Origin of the sequence: Rubellimicrobium aerolatum (assembly GCF_017872975.1) — a bacterium.
GTDB lineage: Bacteria > Pseudomonadota > Alphaproteobacteria > Rhodobacterales > Rhodobacteraceae > Rubellimicrobium > Rubellimicrobium aerolatum.
Genome location: NZ_JAGGJP010000032.1, coordinates 1 through 12680 on the forward strand (window position 1 = coordinate 1; position 12680 = coordinate 12680).

13 protein-coding genes are annotated in these 12680 nt (G+C 70.4%); 8 read left to right on the forward strand and 5 right to left on the reverse strand.

Annotated features, from left to right (window positions below):
* Window positions 1–582 precede the first annotated feature (582 nt).
* Entirely contained in the window at window positions 583–906 is a 324-nt protein-coding gene (locus J2Z33_RS17400) for a WGR domain-containing protein (RefSeq protein ID WP_209843416.1), read from the reverse strand.
* Window positions 907–1066: 160 nt separating this feature from the next.
* Between J2Z33_RS17400 and J2Z33_RS17405 the strand changes: the two genes are divergently transcribed.
* The 5 genes from J2Z33_RS17405 to J2Z33_RS17425 all read left to right on the forward strand — a co-directional run bounded on the left by J2Z33_RS17405 (window position 1067) and on the right by J2Z33_RS17425 (window position 4271).
* A complete protein-coding gene (locus J2Z33_RS17405) occupies window positions 1067–1645 on the forward strand; it encodes a type 1 glutamine amidotransferase (RefSeq protein WP_209843418.1) in 579 nt (192 codons plus the stop codon).
* A 3-nt stretch (window positions 1646–1648) separates the two neighbouring features.
* The gene (locus tag J2Z33_RS17410; protein ID WP_209843420.1) at window positions 1649–1933 is read left to right on the forward strand and encodes a hypothetical protein; all 285 of its coding nucleotides are present in this window, start codon (window positions 1649–1651) and stop codon (window positions 1931–1933) included.
* A 258-nt stretch (window positions 1934–2191) separates the two neighbouring features.
* On the forward strand, window positions 2192–3208 hold the full coding sequence (locus tag J2Z33_RS17415) for an alpha/beta fold hydrolase (protein WP_209843422.1): 1017 nt from the start codon (window positions 2192–2194) through the stop codon (window positions 3206–3208).
* A 491-nt stretch (window positions 3209–3699) separates the two neighbouring features.
* Window positions 3700–3954 carry a ribbon-helix-helix domain-containing protein gene (locus J2Z33_RS17420; RefSeq protein ID WP_139082826.1) on the forward strand — a complete coding sequence of 85 codons (255 nt, stop codon included), beginning with the start codon at window positions 3700–3702 and terminating at the stop codon, window positions 3952–3954.
* 5 nt (window positions 3955–3959) lie between these two features.
* Window positions 3960–4271 (forward strand): type II toxin-antitoxin system RelE/ParE family toxin, encoded by a 312-nt coding sequence (locus J2Z33_RS17425; RefSeq protein ID WP_209843424.1) that lies wholly within the window; start codon window positions 3960–3962, stop codon window positions 4269–4271.
* A 27-nt stretch (window positions 4272–4298) separates the two neighbouring features.
* On the opposite strand, the gene J2Z33_RS17430 is transcribed toward J2Z33_RS17425, so the two are convergent.
* The 3 genes from J2Z33_RS17430 to J2Z33_RS17440 all read right to left on the reverse strand — a co-directional run bounded on the left by J2Z33_RS17430 (window position 4299) and on the right by J2Z33_RS17440 (window position 9322).
* Window positions 4299–6797: a type IV secretory system conjugative DNA transfer family protein gene (locus tag J2Z33_RS17430; RefSeq protein ID WP_209843426.1), complete on the reverse strand. Its 2499-nt coding sequence runs from the start codon at window positions 6795–6797 to the stop codon at window positions 4299–4301.
* Window positions 6790–8607 (reverse strand): relaxase/mobilization nuclease domain-containing protein, encoded by a 1818-nt coding sequence (locus J2Z33_RS17435; protein WP_209843428.1) that lies wholly within the window; start codon window positions 8605–8607, stop codon window positions 6790–6792. The genes J2Z33_RS17430 and J2Z33_RS17435 overlap by 8 nt, the downstream gene beginning before the upstream one ends.
* A 118-nt stretch (window positions 8608–8725) precedes the next feature.
* Window positions 8726–9322, reverse strand: coding sequence for a plasmid mobilization protein (locus J2Z33_RS17440; protein ID WP_209843430.1), 597 nt, complete (start codon window positions 9320–9322; stop codon window positions 8726–8728).
* 569 nt (window positions 9323–9891) lie between these two features.
* Here J2Z33_RS17440 and J2Z33_RS17445 point away from each other — a divergent pair.
* The 3 genes from J2Z33_RS17445 (at window position 9892) to J2Z33_RS17455 (ending at window position 11921) form a co-directional block, all read left to right on the forward strand.
* Window positions 9892–10617, forward strand: coding sequence for a ParA family protein (locus J2Z33_RS17445; protein WP_209843432.1), 726 nt, complete (start codon window positions 9892–9894; stop codon window positions 10615–10617).
* A 3-nt stretch (window positions 10618–10620) separates the two neighbouring features.
* Window positions 10621–11340: a hypothetical protein gene (locus J2Z33_RS17450; protein WP_209843434.1), complete on the forward strand. Its 720-nt coding sequence runs from the start codon at window positions 10621–10623 to the stop codon at window positions 11338–11340.
* Between the two features lie 374 nt (window positions 11341–11714).
* Window positions 11715–11921: a hypothetical protein gene (locus J2Z33_RS17455; RefSeq protein WP_209843436.1), complete on the forward strand. Its 207-nt coding sequence runs from the start codon at window positions 11715–11717 to the stop codon at window positions 11919–11921.
* A 78-nt stretch (window positions 11922–11999) separates the two neighbouring features.
* Here J2Z33_RS17455 and J2Z33_RS17460 read toward each other — a convergent pair whose 3' ends face one another.
* Window positions 12000–12329 carry a single-stranded DNA-binding protein gene (locus tag J2Z33_RS17460; protein WP_139082818.1) on the reverse strand — a complete coding sequence of 110 codons (330 nt, stop codon included), beginning with the start codon at window positions 12327–12329 and terminating at the stop codon, window positions 12000–12002.
* Between the last annotated feature and the right edge of the window lie 351 nt (window positions 12330–12680).

Sequence of the window (12680 nt, forward strand, 5' to 3'; positions counted from 1 at the left end):
TTCGATCTCTTCATGGTCTCTCTCCGTCTCCTCGGCCCAAGCCTAAACTGGAAAAGTCCAGCTCGGCGCGGTCCAGAAAACGGGCAGCAGGTCAGAAGCGAGCCAGAACCATCCGGCGCCGTCGCGGGTTGAGGCTAACAAATGTTAGTCCGTCAAGGTGTCCCGTCCTGACCTGTCCGTCCCGCCGCAGGAGATCGGAAGACGGCATAACGCCGCTGCCTGCCAGATGAGGAGCCGTCATGGCCCACTCCGACGCCCTGTCTTGGAACGCCCCATCCGACCTCGCCACGAGCCGCGCGTCCGTTGACGACCTGATCCGGCCCGGCCTGCGCTGCGCCTACCCCTTGCCAAAGGCGGATCACGCCAAGGTTGAGAGGTTCCGCCGGTTGCTGGACGCCTTGGCGCGGCGCCGGGATGACGGCCGCTAGGGTGGTCGGGGCAGGACAGTGAGGGGCGGCGCAGGCGAGCCTTGGCAGCCTGCCAACAGAAATCGTGACTTATGCTATTGGTGCGGAGCCGTTCGCTGCCAAGAGGCTGCCCTGTGCGGATCTCCTGCGCGAAACCCTGGCCCGACCCAAGGCCCTACCGATACCCACGCCGCCGCTTGCGCGCGGCCATGGCGACTTCCAGGCTCCCATGCCAGTCCGTCCGGCTCTGCCCTTGGCTGCCGATCCGCCCCCAGTGGCACACCACGCCGGCTTCACCCCAGAGGCTCTGGGCCAGCGCCAAGCCTGAGAGGCGGCGCATGTTGCAGGACGGGTCCACGCGGGTGAGCAGGACCGGGGCGGGAGCGGCCGGGCTCGCGGTCAGGCCGACGTACAGGTGGAGAGCCGATGCAGCCAAGGGAGGCTCGGCCGGCTGTGCCGTCAGCCAGTCCAGCAGGTCGAGTTGCTCGGGCCCGCTCATGAGCCGGCTCCGGTCATGCTGCGCGTCCGCGCGCCCGGAAAGTAGGCGTAGAACGTGGCCCGGCTCACACCGGGCCTCACCGAGCCCGCGTGTGATGGTCGAGGGCGACCACGCCCCTAGTTGACCCGATCTCCCCAATCAGTGGAAAGACCTGAGCCTCGTGCCCCACTACCTTGTCGCCCAGAGCGAGTTGCCGGAGCAACGCGAGGCCCGTCGTCAGCGGGCGGGCAAGAGCGCCGGTGAGACCTATGCCGCAACCCTGCGCCAGATGCGCCCCGACGCCCAGGTGTCGCTCATCTCGCCTGCCGACGAGGACGCGGTCCGGCCTTCCCCATCCGAGCTGGTCGCCTTCGATGCCGTGTTCCTGACCGGCTCGCCCATGCACGTCTACAACAGGACCCCGCCCGTCGAGCGCCAGCTCGCCTTCATGAGGGCCGTGTTCGCCTCGGGCGTGCCCTCGTTCGGCTCCTGCGCGGGCCTGCAGGTCGCGGTGGCGGCCGCCGGCGGGCGGGTGCGCAAGATGACCGCCCGCATGGAAGCCGGCGTCGCGCGCAGGATCAGCCCGACCGAGGCGGGCCGCGCGCACCCGATGCTGAACGAACGCCCGCCCAGCTGGGACGCGGCCGCGGTCCACGGCGACGAGGTCGAGGAGTTGCCACCCGGCGCCACGCTCCTGGCCAGCAACGGCGCCAGCCGAGTGCAGGCGGCGGAGATCAGGCACGATCGGGGTATCTTCTGATGGGTGCAGTACCATCCCGAGCTCTCGCCGGAGGAGCTCGCGATCGCGCTGCGCTCGCAGGCCGGGGACCTCGTCGAGGCGGGACTGGCCGACGATCAGGACCATGTCCGTTCCCGTGCCGACGAGATCGAGGCCCTTCACCGCGATCCGTCAAGCCGTGCACTGAGCTGGCGGCTCGGCGTGGATGGCGAGTTCGCGGATCAGGACGGTCGCAGGCGGAAATCACGAACTTTCTCGAACGCCTCTCGGAACTGCGGACCGGCTCAGGGACATGAAGGCTTGGGCTAGGAAACTCCTTGACAGGCAAAGAGTGGTGTTCCCGGCGATGATGGAGTTTCGGGTGTGGGCTGAGGGGGTCATCGGGACCTGCGGCTAGGCTGGAGTTTGGCTTGTGTCCACCAAGCCCGAAGGGATCCCCCGATGACCGACGACAGACTACCGCTAAACCAGTTGCGGAACCCTTCTCGAGCCCCCGGGTTGTGCTGCAGTGCGGCGTGAGCTGGGGACCCTGGATCGCACTGCCGCCAGCCATAAGGGACAGCCCGCATGACCTCTGACCCCGTCGACGTCAGCCTGCCGCTCGCATCACGCCCGACATCGCCGCCCCCGGAGCGGCGGCGCTCCGGGCGCCCTCTGGCCATCGGGGCCGCCGTCCTTGGTGCGCTGGCGGCGTCCGCCGTCGTCAACCGGCAACTGACCAGACGGGCCGAACGGGACAACCCACCCCTGGGCCGCTTCCTTGAGGTGAATGGGGTGCGGCTGCACTACCTGGAGCGCGGCACCGGCTCGCCGCTCGTGCTGCTCCATGGCAACGGCGGCATGATCCAGGACTTCCTGTCGAGCGGCTTGGTGGACGAGGCGGCGCTGTCCCGGCGCGTGATCGTCTTCGACCGCCCGGGCTATGGCTACAGCGAGCGACCGCGCGGCCGGGTCTGGACGCCGGACGCCCAGGCGGACCTGCTGGCCGCCGCCCTGCGGCAGCTCGGGGTCGAGCGGGCGACGGTGCTGGGGCACTCCTGGGCCGGGCAGGTCGCGGTGGCCATGGCTGACCGACACCCGGACGTGGTGGGGGGCCTCGTGCTGGAGGGGGGCTACTTCTACCCCTCGGTCCGGATGGACGTCATGCCGATGTCGCTGCCCGCGATCCCGCTCCTGGGCGACCTGCTGCGCCATACGATCGCGCCGCCCCTGAGCCGCCTCCTGTGGCCGCTGATGATGCGCAAGATCTTCGGCCCGGCTCCGAGGCCAGATAAGTTCTCGGGGTTTCCCAAGGAGATGGCGGTCCGTCCGTCGCAGCTGCGGGCCAGCGCCGAGGAAACCGCGCTCATGATCCCGAGCGCCCTGGCCGCTCAGGACCGGTATGCCCGTCTCACGCTGCCGGTGGCCATCATCGCCGGCGAGGGCGACCGCATGGTCACGGCGGACGACCAGTCCGCTCGCCTGCACGCCGAGATCCCGCAGAGCACCTTGGAGTACCTGCCGGGCACGGGGCACATGGTCCACCACACAGCGACGGGCAAGGTCTTGCAAGCGGTCGAGCAGGTCACGGCACGGGCCGCTTGACGGGCGGCTCCCAAGGGATGTTCTGCTGTCGAGCCGGAGGATCGGCGGACAGACGGTTTGTCCGGTTTGTCGACAGGTCCGTTCTAGGGTCCAGCCCCGGGAACACTCGCTGTTCCTCGGTGCTGGCCGCCACGGCTGCACGCCCGAGCGGTGGCCGGCCACCCCGGCTTGGCAAGGATCCCCTGCACAGTGGCAGGCCCTCTTGCTGGCCCTCCTCGGACTGGCGGCCATGCGATCCACGGACCCCAGTTCACGCCGCAAGGCCGGACCCACGGAGGACGAAGCGGAGCAGGTCATCATCGGCCTCGACACGGTCGGGCTGAAGGAGCCAGGGTCAGGCAGGTAAGTCGACCAGAGGTCCTCAGCCCGGGGTCTGACGGATCCCAGCCTCCAGACATGCTGATGGTCCTCTCAGGCCGGTCGGCTCCCAGCGCGACCTTGCCTATGTCTTCATTGTTGCTCATATTGAAGACAGACGCGGAGGAGCCCTCATGCCCCACACCACCACCATGACCGTGCGCCTGAGCGGAGCTCTGAGCGAGTTCGTGGCCTCCAACGTGGGCGAGCACGGGGCCTACGAGACCACCAGCGAGTACCTGCGCGACCTGATCCGGCGCGACAAGGAGCGGGTGGAGCGGGAAGCGTTCGACCGCCTCAAGGCCGAACTCGCGCGCGCCTTCGCGGCCCCCGAGGACAGCTATCGCCCCCTGACCGCGGCCGAGGTGATCGCCCGGAACCAGGGCTGACCGCCGTGCCCGTTCGCGTCCAGGAAGCCGCCGCGCTGCGGCTCGACGAGATCTACCGTTACACCCGCGACCGCTGGGGTGCCGAGCAGGCGGAGCGGTACATCACCGACCTCTTCGCCGCCTTCGACAAGATCGAGAGCCACGGCGTGGTCTCACGGCCGATCCCGACCGAGTTCGGGGTCGAGGGCTTCTACGTCCGGCAGGGGCATCACTTCGTCTACTGGCGCCGGCTGTCGAACGGCGACGTCGGCATCGTCACCATCCTGCACGAGGCCATGCACCAGATGGACCGCTTCCGCGAGGACCTGGGCGGCTGATCGGCGGCCCCGACACGCGCCCTCCTCCTACATGTCTGGCCCTTCTTGGATGGGGGGATCGTCCGCCTCATCTGCCTCGTCGGTCACCAGATCCTCGAGCCGGATGACCTGCGCGTTGGCGCGCCGAAGGGCGGCCTCGTCCTCCGGCGTCCCGGACAGGTCGCTGGGCTGGATGAACAGGACCGTCTTGGCCTGTCCGATGCTCGCGCGGCGCGCGGACACGACCAGCTTCCGGGTCTTGGTCCGCGCCCGACGGGGGCGGAGAACCGCGTCCGGCGTTGCAAGCAGCCCTTCGATCCGCCGAATGGCCTGGCGCAGGGCCACTGCATCCTCCGTCCTCACCACGGCCTCGAGCGGCTGAATGGCGGAAACGGGTCGCGCCTCCGTCACGGCCACCCGGCGAGCGGACGGCACCAGCCGCACAGGTGCAGGAGGCTCGGCCTCGTCTCGGGCCGGCGCGACGGCGCCAGGCCCTGGCTCCGTCGGTTCCGCCGGACGGGGCAACGCGGGCGGACCGGCGTCCTCGGGTGCGGGAAGGGCCGGCAACGCCGGCGCGGCCTTGGGGAGCGCGGGGGGATAGGGCAGCTCGCCCGCCTGCGCGTCAAAGACGGCTCGGAGGATCAGGTCCTCGTGGAACACGAGGCGTTGCGCCCGGATCGGCATCTGCGCGTCGATGGCGAGGATCACGTCGCCGAGGGGCATCCGGCGGACCTGGTCCTCGGACATGAGCGGGGCCTCCTCCGTCCGCTCGCTCACCGTGCGGGCGCGCAGGGGGCTCAGGCCCAGGGGACGCGATTTCGAGATGACCCGTCGCGTGGTCTTGCCAAGCGTGGCGCTCACCTCCCCGACGGTCTTGGCGTCGGACGGGGTGAAGTAGAGCTTCACCCCGGCCCCGGCCTGGAGCGACAGCCGCACGTTCTCGCCGTAAAGCTCGTCGAGCGCCGGAATGCTCTGGGTGACGATCGCCAGGTGCGCGCCATAGCCGCGCAGCGTCTTGATGGACTCCGCCACGATCGGCATCCGCCCCAAGCGGTCGAACTCGTCGAGCACGATCATGACCTTCCCGGGCTCGTCCGCACCGGGCCGATGGGATTGGAGCGAGGCGATCAGGTCCGAGAAGAACAGCCGCGCCAGGGGCGCGAGCGTCTCGATATCGTCGGGCGGCACCTCGAAGTAGATGGCATGGGGTTTGCGCCGGATCTGGCTGAACGAGAAGTCCGACCGGCTGGTCACGGCGTGGATGGCCGGGTTCGCCCAGAGGCCCAGGCCCGAGGTCAGGAGAACGGACAGGTAGGAGGTCAGGGTCTTGTCGTTGATGGACGCCAGGTTCGCGAGCATCCGGCGCGCGGGCTCGTAGGTCACCTGACAGGCCAGCTCGGCGTAGGCCTTCTGCTTGTTGCCGCCCCCCGTCGCGAGATCGTAGATGGCGCCGATGGTCGGCCGGCCCTGCTCGAAGGCCAGAAGGCCGCAGGCCACGAAGATGTCGATCCCGCCTTGCAGGAGCCCTTGCGTGCTCTCGGTGGACTGCAGGAACAGGCGCGCCGTCTTTTGCAGCGCCAGCATGCGCTGATCGGGATGCGGCAGCTCGTGGATGCGCTGGAGCGGGTTGTAGCGGTGCGTCCGGCCGGTCCAGTCCAGCGGCGCCACACGAATGACGCGGTCCTCCATCGCCGCCCGGTGCCGGGCGGTGTTCTCGAAGTTCTCGCCCTTCACGTCGAGCACCACGACCGAGCCCTTGAAGAGAAGGAGGTTGGGCGTCACAAAGCCCACCCCCTTCCCCCGGCCCGTGGGGGCGATCATGAGGGCGTGCGGGAAGTCCCGCGACACCAGGAACGGCTCCTTGGTCTGGGGAGCGCCGAGCTTGGCCAGGACGAAGCCGTGGCCGGGCTCGGTCAGGAACCCGTTCCGACGGATCTCGCGGCGGCTCTGCCAGTGGGTCACGCCGAAGGTGGTGAGCCGTTCGTTGAGGGTCAGCATGGTCATCATCCCCAAGGGGACGAGGGCGCCGGCGCCCACGAGGAGGGCCGCCACCCGGAACTCCTGGGGCGCCTGACGGGAGATCGGGAGGAGGTTTCGCGCGAGAAAGCCGAAGTCGATGCGCTCGAGCGAGCCCCCGAAGCGGACGGTGAGGTAGGCGGAGGCCGCGACATAGCCCACGACGCCGCCGAAAAGGGCGAAGACCAAGCCGCCGGCCATGAAGCGGCCTGTCGAGTCCGTCGAGATGCCGCTCTGCCGGGCGCGTACGGCGTCCTCGCGGAACCGGCGGGTGGCGGTCAGGACGGCGGGAAGCGCGAAGAGCGCCAGGGCCGCCAGGACCGAGGCCCCGAGGATGGCGGCCGCCGTCCAGAACTCCCGGGGCGCGCGCTCATGGATCGGGAGCACGTTGCGGGCCAGGAACAGGGGAGCGAAATGGGTGAGAGAGCCCCCGAAGCGGACGGTGACGTAGGCGTTGGCGAGGACGTAGCCCCCAGTCGCGCCGAACGCGGCGACGGCCAGGACGGCCGGGAGGGTGCGGGCGCTAGCCATGCGTGGGTCCCTCCTCCTCGTGGCCTCGGGCCAGGCGGCGTTCGTCCACCTGATCGCTCACGATCTGCTTGAGCACGCGAAGATGGGCGAGGCTGTTCCGCGTGGCCGCGTCGCTCTCCAGATAGGCCTTGGCGAGAGCCAGCCGCTCCAGCCGGTCGCCCGCGAGGCGGGCAAGGGCCGTCTCGTCCCCCTGGCGCAGCCGCCGCAACTCCTCCGGCGCCAGCGCGCGCTCGAGCACGGCGTGGAAGACCTGGGCCTGGGTCCCGTCGCGGAAGGCGGTCTCCGGCGCGGCCCGGTCGCGCAGCCGCAGGGCGGTGGCGGCGATCAGGGGGTGACGCGCCGTCCGCCCGGTCTCGTCCGCGATCCCGGCGCGCGTGTCGGCCCGCGGCGCGGGAATGTCGAGGGCGGCCGAGGGGAGGCCGCGGGTCACGGGCTCCTCGGCGCGCTCGCGGACCTCGTCCGCCACGCGGGCCTCCCGCAGCACGCCCACATTCTGCAGCACGGTCTCGATCCGGTCATAGACCTCGTCGAGGCGGTCCAGCGCCTGCTCCTTGGCCGGCCCCGTCAGCTCCCTGGGCCGGTCGGGCCCCGGTGCGCGCCCTCCATCGGAGGCCGCCACGGCCTGCAGGTCGCTCGCGTGCCAGTGGTCCTCCAACGCCGCGCGGTCCGCCCCCACCCTCACCCGCGCCAGGATCTCGCTGGCCGAGAGCCCCGTGCCGCGCACCGCGGCATCCACCGCCGCCCGGACGGGCGGATCGTCGAGGCGGTCGAGCACGTCCCGCGCGATGCGCGCCTGGCTGTAGACCCCGAAGGGGCTGGGCGCCTCCCGAAGCGAGGCGCTGCGCTCCCCCAGGGGGTTGAGGGCGGCGACCTGCGCCAGCGCGTCCGTGAGCCCCCGCTCCAGGCGGGGCCTCTCCGGGGGAGACGCGGTGGCGATGCGCTCCTCCAAGGCCTGCACGTTTCGTCCGAACTCCCGGAGGAGGCCGTCGAACGAGCCCTGTGTGTCAGCCATCTCGATCTCCCGTGTTGGTAGGACGACGCCGCTGCGGGCGAGCGTCAGGCTCGCCCGCTGGAGGGCTTGGCTCACCCGCTCGAAACCCAGGCTGCTCGCGAGGCCCGCCAGCCCCTGGTAGGTCGAGGCGGCCAGGGCGATGTGCCGGCGGGCGTGCTCCAGATCGCGCCCGAGCCGGGGACGCTCGGACGCGTCCAGCCCGGCCGCGCGGGCCCGCTGGACCTCTGTGGAGCGCGCATCATACGTCACGAGGCCCCGGTCGAGCCGCCGCGTGGCCTCCAGGCGCACGCCATGGCGCTCGCCGTGCGCGACCATCGCCTCGCGGAACAGCTCGTAGCTGAAGTGGTGACCCGACCGCAGATAAAACATCTCGCCATCGGGGCTGTGGCGGTTGAGGATGACATGGGCGTGCGTGTGCGCCCGGTCCTCGTGGACGGCCACGAGGTAGTCGAACTGCGCGCCGTCCCCTTGAAAGAACTGCTCCACGACGCCGCGCGTCACCTCCCGCACCGCATGAGCTTTCGTGCCGATGGGGAAGGACAACAGGAGGTGCGACGTGTGCCCGAGCTTGGTCGGCCGCGCGGGATCCCAGGTCCGGGCGAACCGCTCCGTCACCTCCCGGACCTGCGTGGGCGTCAGGACGCGCTGGCCGTCATAGGCACCCTGGGCGTCGAAGACATGGCTCGACTTGGTGCCGACATAGGCGATCTGGCGCGCGAGCTCCGTGCGGCTGTGGCACCCGCCGTGGCGGATCGCCTTGAACACCGCCGCACGGGCGCCGGTGGCCGCCCGTGCCATCTGCCCCGCCCGGCCCAGGGACGCTCCGGGCCCCTTGGACCGGGGCGGTGACGCCCCCCCTCCCCTGCCCCGGTTGCGGCTCCAGCCCTCCTCGAGAAGCGCGGCCGCCGGCCCGAGGCTACGCGGGCTCACCGCCGCCCTCGTCCTGCAGCACGCCCGCCACCACCAGGTCGAGCTGCCGCCGCTGCCCGCGCGCCAGTTGCCCGACCTGGGCCACGGCCTCGAACACGACGGCGATGGCTGCCCGCACCTCGGCGTGGGACTGCGCCGTATAGGGAAGGGGCTCCCCTCTCAGGCGGGCCTCGTTGCAGGCCCGGGACAGTTGGTTGAGGTTGCCGCCGACGCGGTTGATCTCGGCGCCGAGCTGCTTGAGCCGGGCCGCCACCTCGTCGTCGGGGGCGAGAAGCGGGACCGCCGACCGCATCAGCCGCCGCAGGGCCTCCGTCTTGGAGAGCCCGAGCCGGCCGACCGCCGCCTCGAAGTCCCGCGCCTCCTGGTCCGTCACCCGCAGGCCCAGCACGGAGGTGCCTCGGCCCTGGAAGGACGGCGCGTCGCGCAGCTCCCGAACCACGGCGTGAATGGTTTGACGGCTGACCCCGAACCGGGCCGCCAAGTCCTTCGCCTCCACCCCTTTCGCCCGCTCGCGTGCGATCTCAAGCCGTTGGCCCTGGGTCAGGCGGCGTCGGGGGGAGGCGGAAGGCGCGGCGGAGGTCATGGTGTAAAGTTAACATCCTTATTTCCCGCTATTTAACCCTACCGTCGAGCGACTCGTCGCACAAGCGGCGCGGCGCTCGACGGGGGACACTATCGGGCGGGCTCTCGGACCGCCCCGGCGCGGCCCGCGCCGTCCAACTTCGACGGATGACGGACGCGAGATGGCGGACGATGGACGGCGGACGCGAGACGCCCGACGAAGGACGACAGATGGTGGATCGGAGCCGACGGGCCACAGATGAAGGACAGCAGACGGCTGATGACGGACGGCGGTTGGTGGATCAAGTTCGACGGAAACAAGACGACGGATGAACCATCATAGACGGTGGACCAACGAACACAGGCCGCAGATGATGGTTGAATCGTGAAAGATCATGGATGACGGACGACGGACGGAGGATTGCTGACGCTGGATGGCGGACAACGGACGCCGGATAGTTGTAGGCTTGCGACAGACGACCGACGAACGGCAGCCGACGAGCGATCGGCGATGCAGGAGGACGGACGACGGATTACAGAGGGTCCATCAAGCCGGCGCGGATCGGCAAGGCAAGGAGCAGGACGACAGGCATGGCGAACGCAGACATGAAGGTGGTGGCGCTGATGGCGCGCAAGGGCGGCTGCGGGAAGTCGTCGCTCGTGAAGGCCCTGTCCTCGGCCGCCCTGTCCAGCGGTCGAACCGTTCTCGTGATCGACACCGACCCGCAGGGCGACGTCACCCTGTGGTTCCGCAAGCTCCAGGCGCGCGGCGCTGTCCCGTCCGGCGTCAGCTTCTATGGCGCCACCACCAGCACCGATCTCGAGGACACCATCATCGCGGCGCAGGAGGCTGGCCAGACCGACCTCGTGTTCATCGACACCGCCGGATCGGGCACGGAATGGTCCGACGAGATCGCGATGGTGGCCGATCATCTGGTGACGCCGGTCCTGCCCTCGGACGCCGACATGGCCGTCTGCGCCCAGACTGTGGAGTGGTTCAAGCGCCTCCGGGGCCGCGTCGCGGAGCCGGACCGTCTCCCGACCCACAACGTCCTCCTCACCCGGTTCCCGGCGCAGGCCAAGGCCACCAAGGTCCACCAGCGGATGCTGCAGGAGGCGATCAAGCGGTTTCCGCTCGTCGGCATCGTCGTCCAGGAGCGGACCGCCTACGTGGAGATGGACGAGCAGGGCTTCCTGGGCGACCTGGTCGCCAGCTACCGCAAGCACGCGGACCCGCTCCAGCGCTCGCAAGCGCGCCGCTTCGAGGAAGCGGTCGTGGAGTGCAGCGAAGTCCTCACCGACATTCTTAGGGGGTAATCCATGGCGATCCGCAGGATACAGCCCATCCTCTCGCGCGACACCGAATACACCAAGCCCTTCCCCGGCGGCGGCGCGCTGGGAACTCCGCCCGCGCCGGAGGAGGCGCAGGCTCCGACGCGCGAGCCACTGGCCCCGGCGGCGGAGCCGACCCCCGCTGCGGTCGCACCCTTGCCCGTCGAGCCCCAATCCATCGAACCCCAGCCCGTCGAGCGGCGACCGGTCGAGCCCACCCCCGTGGCGGCGCGGGCAGCCAAGGCCCGCGCGCCGCAACCTCTCGCTCCCACCCCCTCACCGGCGCTCCCGGCCGCGCCCGCGCCGACGAGGAAGGCCCGAGGCCAAGAGCCCAAGACGATGTTCTCGATCTGGGTCCGGCCGCTCCTGGCTCAGGTGCCCCGGATCGACGCCACCGGCTTGCCGCCCCAGCGGGTCCTCAAGGCGGCCTGGCAGAGATGCGTGGCTCGCTACACCCTGGCGCCCGGCTACGTCGAGCCGCTCGCCGTCGAACGCTCGGAGGGCCGCGCCTACGGGTTCTCCACCACCCTTCGGCTGAACGCCGAGGCGCTGACGACCTTGCTGCACGAGCACGACCCCCTGCGGATCACGCCCTACTGGTCCCTCATCCGGGGTCAGGTCGAGCCGCTGTTCTGGCAGGCGCTGGACGAGGTCCTGGCCGAGCTGGACGACGCCAAGACCGCGAAGTCTGGCCGGGGGCGTTCGTGATCCCGACCGGCCTGCGTCGGCCGTTCGGCCACAGCCGCGCGGGAACGGACGGTCCGACTGGCCGGACACCCTGTCCAGCGCCACCCTATCCCTCAGCTCCGGGGCAGTGAGCAACCAAGGTCCGAGCCAAGACACGAACAACCGAGCCGGACCGGCAGGGGGGAGGAGTTTCGACTTCCTCCCCCCCCAAAGCGAAATAGACGGAGCCGTGTCCTCGGGCTTCGCCCTGCGGGCCGCACCACCCCCGTCGATTTCGCTTTCCCCCCACCTCTCGTCGCTCGCCGCTGGGCAGAGGGTCAGGCGCGCCTGACCCTCGCCCTCCAGTGTGAACCAAGCAGGGTCCGGCCGTCGCACGAGGCAGCGACAGGTGGATCATGACAAAGCGAGCCCGCAGGTACGGCACGGCCATCGGGGCCATCACCCACCCGGACACGAGCCAGGTCGAGGCCCTGATCTATCAGTGGGACAACGGGGACACCTCGCTCGTGGAGCCGATGCCGGGCTCGCTGGGGCAGGAGACCTGCCAGAGCGGCGAACCGGCGAAGGCCGTCGGCCCGGGGCGTCGGGAGCCCCGGTCCTGAGCGGGGCAGGGGCCTAGGAAACGCGGCCTCCGCCCTCCACGACGTGGGGAGGGCGGGGCGTCGCCCGCCTCGCGCCCGTCAGGCGGGCGCGAGCGCCTTGGGAGCCAGCAGGTCGAAGTCGTCGGCCGCGAAGGTCACGCCGTAGACGGTCTGGCCGTCCTTCTCGTAGCGGGTCTGCCGCACGGTGCCGCGGGCGTGCACGAGGTCGCCGGCCTTCACGTTCTCCTTGGCCCAGGCCACCAGCCGCTCGCCGAACAGCGTGACCTCGTTCCAGTAGGGGTTCGACCGGAACTCGCCCGTCTCGTCCTTGCGCCCGTACTCGGCCGCGATGTCCACGCGCAGGGTGGGACCGACCGCTTTCACCTTGCCGACATGGCCGATGATCTGAAACTCGCTGAACGTCCGCATGATCTGTCTCCTGACGCTTGGACCGCCGTCCAAGTACGATGATGTTATATTTTCATTGAGGTGGTGGCAACGACGACGAGGGAGGACGCGCCTCCTGTCCGAACCGGCCATGTGGCCTCGCGCGAGGCTAGGTCGGGAAAAAGGGCCCCGCACGGGACAAGGCCAGGGGGTTCGTCCCACGAAGGAGGTCGGGCGCGGGCCGGGGACCGGGACCGCGCGGGGGTGGGGCAGGGCGCTCGCGCGCCCTGCTCCTCGCGGTCAGGCCAGGCCCTCGGGCAGCCACTTGGCGATGCGCGTGGCCTGCGCCTCGGTGACGCCCCGCACCGCGCGCGGGTCGGCGAAGAGGTGTTC

What these genes read in the sequence shown, in the direction of transcription:
- J2Z33_RS17415 (WP_209843422.1), top strand. Translation starts at nt 2,192, where the DNA reads ATGACCTCTGACCCCGTCGACGTCAGCCTGCCGCTCGCATCACGCCCG.
- J2Z33_RS17435 (WP_209843428.1), bottom strand. Translation starts at nt 8,607, where the DNA reads ATGGCACGGGCGGCCACCGGCGCCCGTGCGGCGGTGTTCAAGGCGATC.
- J2Z33_RS17455 (WP_209843436.1), top strand. Translation starts at nt 11,715, where the DNA reads ATGACAAAGCGAGCCCGCAGGTACGGCACGGCCATCGGGGCCATCACC.
- J2Z33_RS17400 (WP_209843416.1), bottom strand. Translation starts at nt 906, where the DNA reads ATGAGCGGGCCCGAGCAACTCGACCTGCTGGACTGGCTGACGGCACAG.
- J2Z33_RS17430 (WP_209843426.1), bottom strand. Translation starts at nt 6,797, where the DNA reads ATGGCTAGCGCCCGCACCCTCCCGGCCGTCCTGGCCGTCGCCGCGTTC.
- J2Z33_RS17450 (WP_209843434.1), top strand. Translation starts at nt 10,621, where the DNA reads ATGGCGATCCGCAGGATACAGCCCATCCTCTCGCGCGACACCGAATAC.
- J2Z33_RS17445 (WP_209843432.1), top strand. Translation starts at nt 9,892, where the DNA reads ATGGCGAACGCAGACATGAAGGTGGTGGCGCTGATGGCGCGCAAGGGC.
- J2Z33_RS17460 (WP_139082818.1), bottom strand. Translation starts at nt 12,329, where the DNA reads ATGCGGACGTTCAGCGAGTTTCAGATCATCGGCCATGTCGGCAAGGTG.
- J2Z33_RS17440 (WP_209843430.1), bottom strand. Translation starts at nt 9,322, where the DNA reads ATGACCTCCGCCGCGCCTTCCGCCTCCCCCCGACGCCGCCTGACCCAG.
- J2Z33_RS17420 (WP_139082826.1), top strand. Translation starts at nt 3,700, where the DNA reads ATGCCCCACACCACCACCATGACCGTGCGCCTGAGCGGAGCTCTGAGC.